We start from the raw sequence: 14,716 nt of genomic DNA, 5'->3' as shown, positions 1-14,716 counted from the left end.
TCCGCACGCGCCGCGTCCTGATGCACCGATGCACCGATGCCCGTCCTGATGCATGGATCTGACCTGCCGTTATGCCGTCATGCGGCGGCGGGCCGTGCGGTGGGCTGGGTGGTGTGGCGGGGGTGATGTGGCGGGGCCCGGCGAGGGGTGGGGACGACGGGAAGGGGCGGGCACATGACACAGCAGCCTGAGGACCAGGCCCAGGGACAGAACCGTGAACGGACGGCGGGAGTACGGCTGGCGCGGCTGCTGCGCCGGTGGTGGGAGGAGTCCGGCGGCCCCTCCCGAGGCACCCGGCCGACCCAGCAGGCACTCGCCGCCCGGGTGGGCGTCGACCAGACGACACTCTCGCGCTATCTGAACCCGGGACATCTCTCGACCGCGCCCCTGCGCGTGGTCGAGGCCCTGCACACCCACCTGCGGGCCCCGGCGGCCGAACTCGACGAGGCCCGCGCCCTGTGCGCGGCCGCGCTGCGGGAGAACAGCCGGCAGCGGACCGCCGCCCCCGGCGGCCCGGCCGGGCGGGGCGGGCTCACGGACACCGCTCCCCTGAGCACCGTTCCCCTGGGCGCCGCCCCCGTCGACACCCCTCCCGCGCGAAAGGAGGCCGCCGCCCGGACCGGCTCCCGCTGGCTTCCGCCGGTCCTGGTCGCGGCGCTCGTGGTGATGGCGTTCACGGCCGGGGTCGTCGTCCACGCCTGGTGGTTCGCCGCGGGGCGCGAGGACGAGGCGGAGGGCAGCGCCGCCGGGGCGGTCGCCACCCGGGTGGTACGGCACAAATGGCCGGTGCTGATCATGCGGGACGAGGACCAGTTCACCCGGGCCCGCGCCCTTCAGTACCTGCTGCGCTCACACGGCTACCAGGTGCGGACCGACGGCTTCTTCCGGGAGGACACCCGGGACGCCGTCACCGACTTCCAGCGCAAGCGCCTCCTGCCCGCCGACGGCAAGGTGGGGGACCAGACCTGGCCGGAGCTGGTGCGGGCGAGGGTGGTCGGCCCCGACTCCGGTCCGTTCGAGGTGCGGGCCGTCCAGGAACTCCTCGACAACGTGGGCCAGGGCGGCACCCCGGTCTCCGGCACCTTCACCTCGATGACCGCCGACGCCCTGAAGTACTTCCAGCGCACCTGCCATCTGCCCGACACCGGCCGGGCGGACACCAACACCTGGCTGGCCCTGCTGGTGGGTCAGCTGCCGGCCGTCTCCTCGCACGACGACTAGAGGCTGTCCGGGCCCGGTCGCCCCCGGCTTCGCATGAGGGCATAACCCCAGGTCGGAGCCATGCCCATGACGACGCATCCATGCGCATCGGCGGACGGCCCGCAACCGCTTCCCGGCCCCCGCCGCCCCGGGCCATGCTGATGCCGCGGCCGGCGCCCCGGACGCCCCGCCTCATCGGCGGGGCGCCGCCTCCGGGGCCGTATCCCGGTCCGCTTCCCGTCCGCACACCGCCCGAAGGGGGCATCCCCATGTCCGCTGTCGCCCGTAAGACCCTCGTGTCCGCGGTCTTCACCGCCGTCCTCACCGGCGGGCTGCTCGCCGGTTCCCTCGCGCCGGCCGCCTCGGCCCACACCCCGGCGGCCCCCGCCCGCACCCCGGCGGCACACGCGGCCACCTCGCTGGTCTTCGACAAGAACCAGAAGAACCCGGCCGACTCGCGGCTCCTCGTCTACCGGGGCAAGAAGCTCGTGGCCTCCTACCGGGCCGGCTCGGGCACCGGCGTCAAGAACGACTGCACGCGCAACAAGGGCTGGATGCCCAACGGCAACTGGAAGATCCGCAGCAAGTCCCGCACTTACGGGGGCCGGTACATCAAGGGCTACGCGGTCTACCTCCAGGACATGACCTGCTCCAAGGGCACCACCAAGCGCAGGGAGATGTTCATCCACTCCGAGATGAACCGGGACGGCTCCCAGGGCCGCACGGAGGCCCGGCGCTGGGACGGCGCGAGCGACTACAAGTCCAACGGCTGTGTGAAGGTCAGCCCGACCGACATCAAGAAGATGTTCCGGCTCCTGGACCGCATCGGCTGGCCGACCCACCTGCGCGTGGTCTCCTGACCGCGTCCGATCCCTCCGGTCCGGCTCCCGGACCGTGATCCCCACCCGGCCGCGACGACCCTGACGGGCTCGTCGCGGCCGGCGGCATGCGCGGCGGAAGGTGCTGCGGCAGGTGCGGGGCTCGGGTGGGGCGTACCCGGGGCTCCGGGCTCCAGGGCTCCAGGCGGGGGCGTGCGCGGGACCCCGGGCGGGGGCGTGCGCGGGGTCGTACACGGTCGTACGCGGGACCCGGCGCGGAGCCGGGCGCGGCCGTACGTCCCGTGGCGCGCGGGGTGGCACCCGGTGCCGTGTGCGACGGCTCATACGGCCATTCGGCGGCGCACGGCAGGAGTACGCCAGAGCGGACTGTTCGCGTCCGCGAAGTCCTACTTCGGCCTGATGGTGTCGTGCGAGGGCCCTGTGACGCCGTCGCCGCGCTCCGTAGCCACCGCCACCGGCGGCGACTTCCCCGCCGCCCGGCCGCCACGGCGGGCCCGAGCCGCCCGCCGGGGCCCTCCCTCCGGTGCGGCGGGGCCGTTCAGCTCCGCTCAATTCCCGCCAGAGCCGGTCCTTCCGGAATGCTCCCGTCGCGCGCCGGAGGCGGACCCTCCGGCGGCCGACCAGCGGCCTCTTCGGGCAGGTGCCGGCCCATACGTGCACCTGTCATATGCCACTGGCTTCTCCGGTTCACGATTCCGGCCATCCGATTTCGAATGCAATGTCACTCGGGTCCCCCTGCACGAGCTCCGATCGGGTGGATAGGGTCCAGCCCATATGACACGTCGTGGAGCGATGCCCGGATACGTGGCCCGGTGGCGCAGGAGCCTCCGCCGGGTCCGCGTCGGCCTGCGCCGGTCCGGGGTCGACTACTTCCGGGGCGACGGCTCCGACCGGTTCGCCCTCGCGGGTCTCCTCCTCACCGTCCCCGCCATCGCCTGCGGCACGCTTTTCGCCCCCGTCTGGTGCTCGCCGGCCGCCCTCGTGCTGCCGATCGTCGCCGGCGGACTGATCCTGCGCCCCGCCAGCCTGCTCGGCCTGTACGCGACGGCCGCCGCCGCGCTCATCGTCGAGTCAGTGGCCCTCGGCCCCTATACGCAAGGCCCCGCCCGGGTCACCCCGGGCATCGTCCTGGTCGTCGCCGCCTGCGGACTGTTCGGGCTGCTCGTCGCCCAGTTCCGGGCCCGCGTCGGCGTGCCCTGGCGGCGCGGCGGCACCATGCTCTTCGACCTGCGCGAACGCATCCGGGTCCAGAGCGCGCTGCCCCGCCTGCCCGGCGGCTGGCACCGCGAGATGGCCCTGCGCCCGGCCGGCGGCCAGTCCTTCTCCGGGGACTTCGTCGTCGCCGCCCGCACCCACGGCGGCCGCACCCTGGAAGTCGTCCTCACCGACGTCTCCGGCAAGGGCATGGACGCGGGCTCCCGCGCCCTGCTGCTGTCCGGCGCCTTCGGCGGACTCCTCGGCTCGCTGCCCCCGCACGCCTTCCTGCCCGCCGCCAACGGCTATCTGCTGCGCCAGGACTGGGACGAGGGCTTCGCCACCTCCATCCATCTCGTCCTCGACCTGGACTCCGGCGACTACGAACTCTTCTCCGCCGGGCATCTGCCCGCCCTCCAGCTCCACGCGGGCCGGGGTGCCTGGGAGGAGAAGTCCGCCGACGGACCGCTGCTCGGTGTGTACGACGCCGCCGAATACCACCCGGTCAAGGGCTCGCTCAGCCCCGGCGACGTCCTCATGCTCTACACCGACGGCCTCGTCGAGAGCGCCGAACGCGACATCGCCGAGGGCATCGACCGGCTCACCGGCGAGGCCGACCGCCATGTCGCCGGCGGCTTCGAGGGCGCCGCCTGGCACCTCATCGAGGCATGCGCCAAGGACGTCAACGACGACCGGGCGCTGCTTCTCATCAGTCGCAAGGGCTGACCCCCGGCGCCGGGGTAGGGATGGCCCCACCCCCGCTCCACCGGCCTGCGTCATAGCCGCTGACCTGCGCTGATCCGTACGTTCAAGGGGTCAAGAACGAACGTACGGAGGAACCCATGGGCCCGGACACGGCAGCCGTCGAACTCGCCGGAGTACGACGCCAGTACGGCAGGGGCGACCGTGCCGTCCACGCCCTGCGCGGCATCGATCTGCGCCTGCCGAGCGGCACCTTCACCGCCGTCATGGGGCCGTCCGGCTCCGGCAAGTCGACCTTCCTCCAGTGCGCCGCCGGACTCGACCGCCCGACCGCCGGCTCCATCCGGCTCGGCGGCACCGAGATCACCGGCCTCGGCGAGAACCGGCTCACCGAGCTGCGCCGCAGCCGTCTCGGCTTCGTCTTCCAGGCGTTCAACCTGCTGCCCTCCCTCACCGTCGAACAGAACGTCCTGCTGCCGCTGCGCCTGGCCGGCCTGCGCCCCGACCGCCGGCGCGCCGCCGAGGTGCTGGCCCAGGTCGGCCTCGGCGACAAGGGCGCCCGCCGCCCCGGCGAGCTCTCCGGCGGCCAGCAGCAGCGGGTGGCCATCGCCCGGGCCCTGGTCACCCGCCCCGACGTGATCTTCGGCGACGAGCCGACCGGCGCCCTCGACCCCACCACCGCCGCCGAGGTGCTGGCCCTGCTGCGGAGCGCGGTCGACCACCTCGGGGCCACCGTGGTCATGGTCACCCATGATCCGGTCGCCGCGGCCTACGCCGACCGGGTGATCTTCCTGGCGGACGGCAGCCTGGTGGACACGCTCCCGCGAAGCACCCCCGCCACGATCGCCGCCCGGATGACCGCGCTCGCCGCCCGTCCCGCCGCCCCGACCGGTCCCACCGCCGCCACCGCCCCCGCCCCCTTCGCCCACTACGCCGGGACGGCCGTCTGATGCTCCGCGCCAACGGACTCGCCCGCGCGGCGATCCGCTTCAAGCCGTCCGCCTTCGCGGGCACCTTCCTCGCCCTGCTGCTCGCCGCCGCCGTCGTCTCCGGCTGCGGACTGCTGCTCCAGACCGGTCTGACCGCCTCCGTGCCGCCCACCCGCTACGCCGGCGCGCCCGTGGTCGCCGCCGCCGACCAGCAGGTCCACGCCACCGTCCTGCGGGGCCCCGAGCCCGAGACCGAGGCCGTCGCGGTGCCCGACCGGGCCCGCCTCGACGCCCGTCTGGTCCGTACGGCCGCCGCCGTCCCCGGTACCGCCCGCGCGATCGGCGACGTCGGCTACCCGGTCCGGGCCGTCCCCGCCGACGCCCCCGCTCTCGCCTCCGCCGGCGCCCCGGTCTTCGCCGGCGGCCCGCTCGCCGCCTCCGGCTGGGGCTCCACCGCCTTCACCGGCGTCCGTACGACCTCCGGCACCGCCCCGGCCGGCCCGGACCAGGTCGTGACCGGCCCCGGCCTCGGCCGGCCCGGCGCCCGCCTCACCCTCGACACCCCGGCCGGCCGGCGTACCTTCACCGTCTCCGGCACCACGGACACCCCCGGCGTCTGGTTCACCGACGCCCGGGCCCTCGCCCTGTCCGGCCACCCCCGCACCGTCGACGCCATCGCCGTCCTGCCCGAGCCCGGCACCGACCCCGCCGCGCTCGCCGGCCGCCTCGGCCACGCCCTGGACGGCAAGGCCCTGGTGCACACCGGCGACGACCGCAGCCTCGCCGAGGGCGCCGCGCTGCCCGCCGCCCGGGAGCTGCTCACCGGACTCGGCGGCTCCTTCGGCGGCACCGCGACCATGGTCGCCGTCTTCACCGCGGCCGGCACCGTCGCGCTCTCGGTCGGCCAGCGCGCCCGCGAGTTCGCCCTGCTGCGGGCCATCGGCACCACCCCGCGCCAGCTGCGCCGTTCGATCGCCACCGAGGCCCTGCTGCTCGCCCCGCTCGCCGGAGCCCTCGGCTGCCTGCCCGGACTCGCCCTCGCCCGCTGGTGGTTCGACGCCCTGCGGGACCGGGGCGCGATCCCCGACGGCGTACGGCTCGACACCGGCCCGCTGCCCTTCCTCGCGGCCGTCGTCGCCGTCGTCCTCACCGCGCTGCTCGCCGGCCTGATGGCCGCCCGCCGTCCCTCCCGTACCGCGCCCGGCAGCGCGCTGGCCGAGGCGCAGACCGAACAGGCGGGGCCGGGACGGGTCCGCACCGGGTTCGGCCTGGCCGCCCTGGCCGGCGGCGTCGGCGTCGGCGGGGTCGCCACCGCCCAGTCGGGCATGGGCGCCGCCCAGGCCGCCCTCGGCGTCGTCATGCTGTTCATGGTGGCCGTCGCCCTGCTCGGCCCGTGGATCGCCCGGATCTGCGCCGCCCTGGCCAGGCTGCCGCTCGGCCGCCTCGGCGCCTCCGGCCACCTCGCCGCCGCCAACTCCCGTACCAACGCCCGCCGGCTCGCCTCCGCCCTCACCCCCATCGTGCTCGCCCTGGCCTTCACCTCCACCCTGGTCTTCCTCCAGACCAGCACCGAGCGGGCCACCCGGCACCAGCAGCGCGACGGCGTCGTCGCCGACCATGTCGTCACCGCCCCGGCCGGTCCGCTGCCCACCGACACCGCCCGCCGCGCCGCCGGGATCCCCGGGGTCACCGCCGCCGTGACCGTCCAGCGCACCGGCGTCCTCGTCCCCGACGACACCATGGGCTTCTTCCCCGTCGCGGCGCAGGGCGTCTCCGCCGACCCGAGCCCGGTGCTCGACCTCGACGTCCGCACCGGCTCGCTCGCCGACCTCGGCCCCGGCACCGCCGCCGTCGACGCCACCCTCGCCGAGACGGCCGGGGTACGGACCGGCCAGCGGCTCGCCCTCCGGCTGCCCGACGGCACCGAGGCCACCCCGCGCGTCGTCGCCACCTACGGCCGGGGCCTCGGCCTGGGCGAGATCACCCTGTCCGCCGCCGACCTCGCCGGACACGTCTCCAGCCCGTACGCCGACGAGCTGCTGGTACGCGGCGGCAGCGCCGCCGACCTCGCCGCGCTCGGACCGCTCACCGTCACCGACGCCGCGGGCCGGGCCGCCGCGCGCAGCCAGGACCGGGAACTCAACGCCTGGGCCAACACCGTCATGGCGGCCGTCCTCGGCGGATTCGCGGCGATCGCCGCCGCCAACACCCTGGTGATGACCGTCCTCGACCGCCGCCGCGAACTGCGCGTCCTGCGCCTCGTCGGCACCACCCGCCGCCAGGTCCTGCGCATGATCCGCTGGGAGTCCCTGCTGGTCACCCTCGCGGGCACCGTCCTCGGCAGCCTGATCGCCCTGGCCACCCTCGTCCCGCTGACCCGCGCCGTGACCGGCGAGGGCCCGTACATCCCGCCGCTGGTCTACGGGGCGTTCGCCACGGGCATCGTCGCCCTGGGCCTCGCCGCGACGTCCCTCCCGGCCCGCGCGGCACTGCGCTCGCCCGGTCCGTAACCCCGTCCGTAACCCCGGGACCCTGTCCGCGGCCGGTCCGGTCCGTAGCCTGGCCCGCATGACCGCAGCCCCGTCCCCGTCCCCGTCCCCTTCCCCGCGCCCGTACCTCACCCTCGCCGAGATCGAGGCGCTCGCCGTCGCCGCCCACGCCGGGCAGACCGACAAGGCGGGCCGGCCCTACGCGGAACATCTGCGGGCCGTCGCCGAGGGGGTGCGGGCGCGGGGCGGCGGCGCGGAACAGATCGCGGCGGGCTGGCTGCACGACGCCGTCGAGGACGACGCCCTCTCCGAGGAGTGGCTGACGGCGGCGGCCCTTCCCGACGCGGTCAAGGCGATGGTGCGAGCCCTCACCAAGCGCCCCGGCGAGGAACCCGAGGCATATGCCCAACGGATCCGTGCCACCCCCGGCGCCCTGCTCGTCAAGGAGGCCGACCTGGCGCACAACGCCGACCCGGCCCGGCTCGCCGCCCTCGACCCCGCGACCCGCGCCCGGCTCACCGCCAAATACGCCCGGATGTACACCTTGTTGGGCCTTGCCCAGCCCTCGGCACCCTCCGACGCGACACCATGAAATCCGTCACGTGGCCGGATTTCTCCGCCGACGATTCGTCACCCACCGGGCGCGGGCAGAAGGTTGATGGCACGATAGATGCGGCGGGGGGCCTGTGTGACGGGCGCTCCCGGCGGTAAGCGCGACCGACCAGAGGTGTGATCAGTTATGGCCGTTTCACTGTCCGTGGTGCTGCTGTTGGCGATCATCCTGGTGGTCCTGATCCGCAGCAAGAGCCTCAAGCCGGGACCGGCGCTCGTCGCCGTGCTCTTCGGCTTCTTCCTCGCCTTCACCGGCATGTCCGAGTCCATCCAGCGCTTCCTGAACTCGATATCCGCGTCGATCAGCGCCATCCAGTTCTGAGGCGCGCGGCGCGTACGGCGCGTGTGCCGGACGACCTGTACGGCGAGGCCGGGCCCGCCGGCGCGGGTGGCCCGGCCGCGTGAACTCCGTATCTCCGCAAGCCTGTAGCCCCGTACCGCCTCGCGACCGCCCCGCGCGCGTACGGCGACGCACATGACGAAGGCCCCCCGGACCATGTCCAGGGGGCCTTCGCCATCTTCAGAGCGGGCGACGGGAATCGAACCCGCGTAGCTAGTTTGGAAGACTAGGGCTCTACCATTGAGCTACGCCCGCGTGCACCGACATGCCGCAGGCTTTGGGGCCGCGGCACGGACGCCATCGTAGCGGGTTCCGGGAGGTCCGCGCACACGCCTCGGAAATCGAGGACGTCGGACTGTTCCCGTGCATGTACCCTACGTGTCGCACCGACGGGGTGTGGCGCAGCTTGGTAGCGCGTCCGCTTTGGGAGCGGAAGGCCGTGGGTTCAAATCCCGCCACCCCGACCAGCACGAGATCGACCAGCGCAAGATCACATTGTGGGCCGCCCGTCGCTTGCGGTTACTATGCAAGCTGCGTGCCCGTGTGTCTCTCTGGACCGGGCCGATCGGCCGGAACCACTCAGGTGGTACCGCCGGAAACCAGGAATCAGCCACCAAGGAGACCGAACCGTGAAGAGCGCCGTGGAGACCCTGAACCCGACCCGGGTTCGGCTCACTGTCGAGGTGCCCTTCGAGGAGCTCAAGGACAGCCTCGACGCGGCGTACAAGAAGATCAACCAGCAGGTCACGGTCAAGGGCTTCCGCAAGGGCAAGATCCCCGCGCGTGTCATCGACCAGCGGTTCGGCCGCGGCGCCGTGCTGGAGGAGGCCGTCAACGACGCGCTTCCGAAGTTCTACACCCAGGCCGCCAACGAGGCCGAGATCAACCCGCTCGGCCAGCCCGAGGTGGACATCACCGAGCTGAAGGACGGCGAGCTGCTGGCCTTCACCGCCGAGGTCGACATCCGCCCGACGATCGAGATCCCGGACTACTCCGGCATCGAGGTCGAGGTCGACGCCATCGAGGTCAGCGACGAGGACGTCGAGAAGTCGGTCGAGCAGCTGCGCGACCGCTTCGCCTCCACCAACCCGGTCGAGCGCGCCGCGGCCGAGGGTGACGTCGTCACCATCGACCTCGAGGCGAAGGTCGACGGCGAGGTCCTGGCCGACGGTGTCGCCGAGGGTGTCTCGTACACCATCGGTTCGGGCGAGCTGCTCGACGGCATCGACGAGGCCGTGACCGGCCTGGAGGCCGGTGGCGAGGCCACCTTCTCCTCGCAGCTGAAGGGCGGCTCCGCCGCGGGCAAGGACGCCGAGGTCACCGTCAAGGTCACCACCGTCGCCGCCCGTGAGCTGCCGGAGCTGGACGACGAGTTCGCGCAGATGGCGTCGGAGTTCGACACCCTCGACGAGCTCAAGGCCGACAGCCGCAAGCGCCTCGAGAACATGAAGCAGTTCGACCAGGCCACCCAGGCCCAGGAGCGTGTCCTGGAGAAGTTCCTGGAGCTGGCGGAGATCCCCGTCCCCGAGAAGCTTCTCGAGGAGGAGGTCAACACCCGCAAGCACAACCTGGAGCACCACCAGCTCGGTCAGATGGGTCTGACCATCGAGAAGTACCTGGAGTTCCAGGGCAAGACGGTCGAGGAGTTCGACGCCGAGACCAAGGAGCAGGCGGTCAAGGGCATCAAGACCCAGTTCCTGCTCGACGAGCTGGTCTCCCAGGAGAAGCTGAACGTGGAGCAGGAGGAGCTCACCGAGCACCTCATGCGTCGCGCCGCCTCCTCCGGCATGTCCCCCGACCAGTTCGCCCAGGCAGTCGTCCAGGGCGGCCAGGTGCCGATGCTGGTCGGCGAGGTCGCCCGCGGCAAGGCCCTCGCGGTCGTCGTCGAGGCCGCCAAGGTCGTCGACACCAACGGCAACGTGGTCGACCTGTCCGACGAGGACGAGGAGCAGGCCACCGAGACCGTCGAGGCCGCCACCGGCGAGGCCGAGGTCTCCGAGGACAAGTAAGGCTCTCCGGGCGGCCCGTTCGCCCGGTCAAGCCCGCTGTACCCGCGCCACGGGCCCGGACGCACCACTGTGCGCCCGGGCCCGTGACGTACACCGGCCCTTTCACGCGCGCTCCGCTTCATGCGCGCTCCGCCCACCTTGCGCTCCGAGCGAACAGTTCGGGAACCGGGATGGCGCCCGCCTACCAGCGCGTTAGGGTCCATGAATACGGGGGCACTGCCCCCAGAACGAGACGCGAGACGGCACGGGGCCGTCGGAGACGAGCAGGTGGATACGTGACGAATCTGAAGCCTTACGCCGCGGGTGAGCCGTCCATCGGTGGTGGTCTCGGCGACCACGTCTACAACCGGCTTCTCGGCGAGCGGATCATCTTCCTCGGCCAGCAGGTCGACGACGAGATCGCGAACAAGATCACCGCGCAGATGCTCCTCCTGGCAGCCGACCCGGAGAAGGACATCTACCTCTACATCAACAGCCCCGGTGGCTCGGTGACGGCCGGCATGGCCATCTACGACACCATGCAGTACATCCCGAACGACATCGTCACCATCGGCATGGGCATGGCGGCCTCCATGGGCCAGTTCCTGCTCACCGGCGGCACCGCCGGCAAGCGCTTCGCGCTGCCGAACACCGACATCCTGATGCACCAGGGCTCCGCCGGCATCGGCGGCACGGCCTCGGACATCAAGATCCAGGCCGAGTACCTGCTGCGCACGAAGAAGCGCATGGCCGAGATCACCGCGCTCCACTCGGGCCAGACGGTCGAGGCGATCATCCGCGACGGTGACCGCGACCGCTGGTTCACCGCCGAGGAGGCCAAGGAGTACGGCCTCATCGACGACATCATCACCCACGCCGCGGGTGTCCCGGGCGGCGGCGGCACGGGCGCCTGATCCGGCCCCGCACCGCAGCCCCAGCCCCACGAACGCCCCCAGGATGGTGAACAGCCCCATGACCCCGAACTTCTCCGCGAGCGGTCTCTACACCGGCCCGCAGGTGGACAACCGTTACGTCGTTCCCCGCTTCGTCGAGCGCACCTCGCAGGGTGTGCGCGAGTACGACCCGTACGCGAAGCTCTTCGAGGAGCGCGTGATCTTCCTCGGCGTGCAGATCGACGACGCCTCCGCCAACGACGTCATGGCGCAGCTGCTGTGCCTGGAGTCGATGGACCCGGACCGCGACATCTCGATCTACATCAACAGCCCCGGTGGTTCGTTCACCGCGCTGACCGCCATCTACGACACGATGCAGTTCGTCAAGCCGGACATCCAGACGGTCTGCATGGGCCAGGCGGCCTCCGCCGCGGCCGTGCTGCTCGCCGCGGGCACCCCCGGCAAGCGGATGGCGCTGCCGAACGCCCGGATCCTGATCCACCAGCCCTCCGGCGGCACCGGCCGTGAGCAGCTCTCCGACCTGGAGATCGCGGCCAACGAGATCCTGCGCATGCGCAGCCAGCTCGAGGAGATGCTCGCCAAGCACTCCTCGACGCCGATCGAGAAGATCCGCGACGACATCGAGCGCGACAAGATCCTGACCGCCGAGGACGCCCTCGCGTACGGTCTGGTCGACCAGATCGTCTCGACCCGCAAGGGCGCCGTCACGGTCTGACGCCCGACCTTCCCTTGACGCGGTACGCGGGGTGCCACGGAGCACGGCATGGCCGGATTCCGACCCTGTCAACCGCGTCAAGGGGGGCCCGGGTGGAGGGCCCGGCAAGGTACCGTCGAATATGAGGCACCAGGAGTCGCTGAACCAGGCGCTCCCAGGCGAAGGGGAAGCACCTCGTGGCACGCATCGGTGATGGCGGCGATCTGCTCAAGTGCTCGTTCTGCGGAAAGAGCCAGAAGCAGGTGAAGAAGCTCATCGCGGGTCCCGGTGTGTACATCTGCGACGAGTGCATCGACCTCTGCAACGAGATCATCGAGGAAGAACTCGCGGAGACGAGCGAGGTGCGCTGGGAGGAACTCCCCAAGCCCCGCGAGATCTACGAGTTCCTCGAGGGGTACGTCGTCGGTCAGGAGCCCGCCAAGAAGGCGCTCTCGGTGGCCGTCTACAACCACTACAAGCGCGTCCAGGCCGGCGAGAACGGCGGCGGGGCGGGCCGTGAGGACGCCATCGAGCTGGCGAAGTCCAACATCCTGCTGCTCGGCCCGACCGGCTCCGGCAAGACGCTGCTCGCGCAGACCCTGGCCCGGATGCTCAACGTCCCGTTCGCCATCGCCGACGCCACCGCGCTGACGGAGGCCGGCTATGTCGGCGAGGACGTCGAGAACATCCTCCTGAAGCTGATCCAGGCCGCCGACTACGACGTCAAGAAGGCCGAGACCGGCATCATCTACATCGACGAGATCGACAAGGTCGCCCGCAAGAGCGAAAACCCGTCGATCACGCGCGATGTCTCCGGCGAGGGCGTACAGCAGGCCCTGCTGAAGATCCTGGAAGGCACCACCGCCTCCGTGCCGCCGCAGGGCGGACGGAAGCACCCGCACCAGGAGTTCATCCAGATCGACACGACGAACGTGCTCTTCATCGTGGGCGGCGCCTTCGCCGGCCTGGAGAAGATCATCGAGTCGCGGGCCGGCGCCAAGGGCATCGGCTTCGGTGCGACCATCCGCTCCAAGCGGGAGATCGAGTCGAGCGAGGTGTTCCAGGAGGTCATGCCCGAGGACCTGGTGAAGTTCGGGATGATCCCCGAGTTCATCGGCCGTCTCCCGGTCATCACCTCGGTGCACAACCTGGACCGCGAGGCCCTCCTCAAGATCCTCGTCGAGCCGCGCAACGCGCTGGTCAAGCAGTACCAGCGGCTCTTCGAACTCGACGGTGTCGAGCTGGACTTCGACCGTCCCGCCCTGGAGGCCATCGCCGACCAGGCGATCCTGCGCGGCACCGGCGCGCGCGGTCTGCGCGCGATCATGGAGGAAGTCCTCCAGTCGGTGATGTACGAGGTCCCGTCCCGCAAGGACGTGGCCCGCGTGGTCATCACGGCCGACGTGGTCCGCGACAACGTCAACCCGACGCTGGTGCCCCGGATCGTGAAGAACGACGGACGGCACGAGAAGAGCGCGTGAGCCGGGAGCAACTCCCGCCGTAGGACACGAAGAAGGGGCGCCCCCGCCGGGGCGCCCCTTCTTCGTTGCCACTCAACCGAGGGCCGCGGCCGAGGGCCGGAGCCGCGGGGCCGGGCCCCGCGCCTCAGGAGCCCTGCCTCAGGGCCCGCGCGGCTTCAGGGCCCGCGCGTCAGATCTTGACGCGGACTTCCTTGCGGAACTTGGCGGTCAGGCCGGCCGCGTCCTCGGGGGAGCCGCCCTTGCCCGTGAGCAGGGATCCCATGTCGAGCGGGACCACGATGCCCACCGTGCTGTGGTCGGCCCACACACAGATGGAGATCGTGAACGCGGGCGTCTTCTCGGCGGGGTTGGCCTCCGTCTTGGACTGCTGGCACTTGAGAATGGCATCGCCCAGCTCGGCCGGGTTGTACGCCTGCGGGTCGCCCTGGAGCTCGCCCGTGCCCTCCTTGCCCTTGCCCTGGTCCTTCGCCGACTGCGCCTTGACGAAGGCGAAGATGGAGTCGACGACCTTCTCCGGGTCGTCGATCTCGCCGTAGAGGCCGTTGAACTGGAGCAGCTTCCCGGCCATCGGGTTGTTCGGGTCCTGCACCTGGTAGGACGCCTGGACCTCCTTGGCGTTACGGACTCCGTCCTTCTCCGCCTGCTTCAGCGACTCCTTGTCGCTCGACGACGCGTCGTCCTTGGAGGACTTCTTGTACTCGCCGAGCACCGTGGCCGGGGTGATCAGCTTGTGCGCGCCGTCGTCCGCGACATTGGAGCCGCCGCCCCCGCCGATGACGAAGTACGCGCCCACGGCGAGCGCCACGACGGCCGCGCCGCCGACGATCCAGCCGGCCTTGCTCTTCTTCGGACCGCCCGGCGGGGGCATGTCGTAACCGCCGGGGCCCTGCGGGGCACCGTACGGAGGCTGCGGCGGCTGCCCGTAGGGGCCGGGCTGCGGTCCGGGCTGCCCGTAGGGGTACTGCTGCGGCTGCGGGGGCTGCGGCGGGTATCCGTAACCCTGCGGCTGGCCGTACGGGCCGGGGGCCTGCGGCGGGACGCCCTGCGGGGCCTGGGGTGCCTGCGGTGCCTGCGGGGGGTATCCGTAGCCGGGCTGCGGCGCCTGCGGCTGCCCGTACGGGTTCGGCTGGCCCCCGTAAGGCCCGGGCTGCTGCCCGTACGGGTTCGGCTGGCCGCCGTACGGTCCTGGCTGATTGTGGCTCATGGACGGGTTCCCCTCACAGAATGCTTATGCTGCCGAACATCCTGTCGGAAGTCGGCGGCGAGAAGCGCGACGGGGCCCACACCGTTACCGAAGAATCGCGTTTCAGGACCGGGCGGTGACACCTTTAAAC

At 72.0% G+C, this 14,716-nt stretch carries 12 protein-coding genes and 2 tRNA genes; 12 read left to right on the top strand and 2 right to left on the bottom strand.

The features are described from left to right. Nucleotides 1–174: 174 nt before the first annotated feature. The 7 genes from ABZ990_RS22095 (at nucleotide 175) to ABZ990_RS22065 (ending at nucleotide 8,287) form a co-directional block, all read left to right on the top strand. Nucleotides 175–1,221 carry a peptidoglycan-binding protein gene (locus ABZ990_RS22095; RefSeq protein WP_361234072.1) on the top strand — a complete coding sequence of 349 codons (1,047 nt, stop codon included), beginning with the start codon at nucleotides 175–177 and terminating at the stop codon, nucleotides 1,219–1,221. A 248-nt stretch (nucleotides 1,222–1,469) separates the two neighbouring features. Further along, on the top strand, nucleotides 1,470–2,060 hold the full coding sequence (locus tag ABZ990_RS22090; RefSeq protein ID WP_361234070.1) for a L,D-transpeptidase: 591 nt from the start codon (nucleotides 1,470–1,472) through the stop codon (nucleotides 2,058–2,060). Nucleotides 2,061–2,813: 753 nt separating this feature from the next. Continuing rightward, on the top strand, nucleotides 2,814–3,959 hold the full coding sequence (locus ABZ990_RS22085; RefSeq protein ID WP_361234067.1) for a PP2C family protein-serine/threonine phosphatase: 1,146 nt from the start codon (nucleotides 2,814–2,816) through the stop codon (nucleotides 3,957–3,959). A 116-nt stretch (nucleotides 3,960–4,075) separates the two neighbouring features. Continuing rightward, nucleotides 4,076–4,885: an ABC transporter ATP-binding protein gene (locus ABZ990_RS22080; RefSeq protein WP_361234064.1), complete on the top strand. Its 810-nt coding sequence runs from the start codon at nucleotides 4,076–4,078 to the stop codon at nucleotides 4,883–4,885. Next, nucleotides 4,885–7,374: an ABC transporter permease gene (locus ABZ990_RS22075; protein ID WP_361234062.1), complete on the top strand. Its 2,490-nt coding sequence runs from the start codon at nucleotides 4,885–4,887 to the stop codon at nucleotides 7,372–7,374. The genes ABZ990_RS22080 and ABZ990_RS22075 overlap by 1 nt, the downstream gene beginning before the upstream one ends. 58 nt (nucleotides 7,375–7,432) lie before the next feature. Continuing rightward, entirely contained in the window at nucleotides 7,433–7,945 is a 513-nt protein-coding gene (locus ABZ990_RS22070; RefSeq protein WP_361234059.1) for an HD domain-containing protein, read from the top strand. Between the two features lie 147 nt (nucleotides 7,946–8,092). Beyond that, nucleotides 8,093–8,287 (top strand): hypothetical protein, encoded by a 195-nt coding sequence (locus ABZ990_RS22065; RefSeq protein ID WP_361234056.1) that lies wholly within the window; start codon nucleotides 8,093–8,095, stop codon nucleotides 8,285–8,287. Nucleotides 8,288–8,489: 202 nt separating this feature from the next. Here ABZ990_RS22065 and ABZ990_RS22060 read toward each other — a convergent pair. Then, nucleotides 8,490–8,560, bottom strand: a tRNA-Gly gene (locus ABZ990_RS22060). A 135-nt stretch (nucleotides 8,561–8,695) separates the two neighbouring features. Between ABZ990_RS22060 and ABZ990_RS22055 the strand changes: the two genes are divergently transcribed. The 5 genes from ABZ990_RS22055 (at nucleotide 8,696) to clpX (ending at nucleotide 13,382) form a co-directional block, all read left to right on the top strand. Further along, nucleotides 8,696–8,772 (top strand) — tRNA-Pro (locus ABZ990_RS22055). Nucleotides 8,773–8,934: 162 nt separating this feature from the next. Beyond that, nucleotides 8,935–10,314 carry a trigger factor gene (gene tig, locus ABZ990_RS22050; protein WP_361234053.1) on the top strand — a complete coding sequence of 460 codons (1,380 nt, stop codon included), beginning with the start codon at nucleotides 8,935–8,937 and terminating at the stop codon, nucleotides 10,312–10,314. A 275-nt stretch (nucleotides 10,315–10,589) separates the two neighbouring features. Next, entirely contained in the window at nucleotides 10,590–11,207 is a 618-nt protein-coding gene (locus tag ABZ990_RS22045; RefSeq protein ID WP_361234050.1) for an ATP-dependent Clp protease proteolytic subunit, read from the top strand. Between the two features lie 43 nt (nucleotides 11,208–11,250). Continuing rightward, nucleotides 11,251–11,922 carry an ATP-dependent Clp protease proteolytic subunit gene (locus tag ABZ990_RS22040; RefSeq protein WP_361234047.1) on the top strand — a complete coding sequence of 224 codons (672 nt, stop codon included), beginning with the start codon at nucleotides 11,251–11,253 and terminating at the stop codon, nucleotides 11,920–11,922. Between the two features lie 176 nt (nucleotides 11,923–12,098). Beyond that, a complete protein-coding gene (clpX, locus tag ABZ990_RS22035) occupies nucleotides 12,099–13,382 on the top strand; it encodes an ATP-dependent Clp protease ATP-binding subunit ClpX (protein WP_361234044.1) in 1,284 nt (427 codons plus the stop codon). A 169-nt stretch (nucleotides 13,383–13,551) separates the two neighbouring features. Here the strand turns inward: clpX and ABZ990_RS22030 are convergent, their stop codons facing one another. Then, nucleotides 13,552–14,586, bottom strand: a complete 1,035-nt coding sequence (locus ABZ990_RS22030) for a hypothetical protein (RefSeq protein WP_361234041.1) — start codon at nucleotides 14,584–14,586, stop codon at nucleotides 13,552–13,554. Nucleotides 14,587–14,716 lie beyond the last annotated feature (130 nt).

Source organism: Streptomyces sp. NPDC046203 (genome assembly GCF_040646255.1).
GTDB lineage: Bacteria > Actinomycetota > Actinomycetes > Streptomycetales > Streptomycetaceae > Streptomyces.
Note: the sequence above shows the minus strand (reverse complement) of the source record. Positions and strands in the feature narration are given on the sequence as shown.

Coding starts and splice junctions, on each gene's coding strand:
- ABZ990_RS22065 (WP_361234056.1), top strand. CDS start 8,093: ATGGCCGTTTCACTGTCCGTGGTGCTGCTGTTGGCGATCATCCTGGTG.
- ABZ990_RS22085 (WP_361234067.1), top strand. CDS start 2,814: ATGACACGTCGTGGAGCGATGCCCGGATACGTGGCCCGGTGGCGCAGG.
- ABZ990_RS22080 (WP_361234064.1), top strand. CDS start 4,076: ATGGGCCCGGACACGGCAGCCGTCGAACTCGCCGGAGTACGACGCCAG.
- ABZ990_RS22070 (WP_361234059.1), top strand. CDS start 7,433: ATGACCGCAGCCCCGTCCCCGTCCCCGTCCCCTTCCCCGCGCCCGTAC.
- ABZ990_RS22040 (WP_361234047.1), top strand. CDS start 11,251: ATGGTGAACAGCCCCATGACCCCGAACTTCTCCGCGAGCGGTCTCTAC.
- ABZ990_RS22090 (WP_361234070.1), top strand. CDS start 1,470: ATGTCCGCTGTCGCCCGTAAGACCCTCGTGTCCGCGGTCTTCACCGCC.
- ABZ990_RS22075 (WP_361234062.1), top strand. CDS start 4,885: ATGCTCCGCGCCAACGGACTCGCCCGCGCGGCGATCCGCTTCAAGCCG.
- ABZ990_RS22095 (WP_361234072.1), top strand. CDS start 175: ATGACACAGCAGCCTGAGGACCAGGCCCAGGGACAGAACCGTGAACGG.
- ABZ990_RS22030 (WP_361234041.1), bottom strand. CDS start 14,586: ATGAGCCACAATCAGCCAGGACCGTACGGCGGCCAGCCGAACCCGTAC.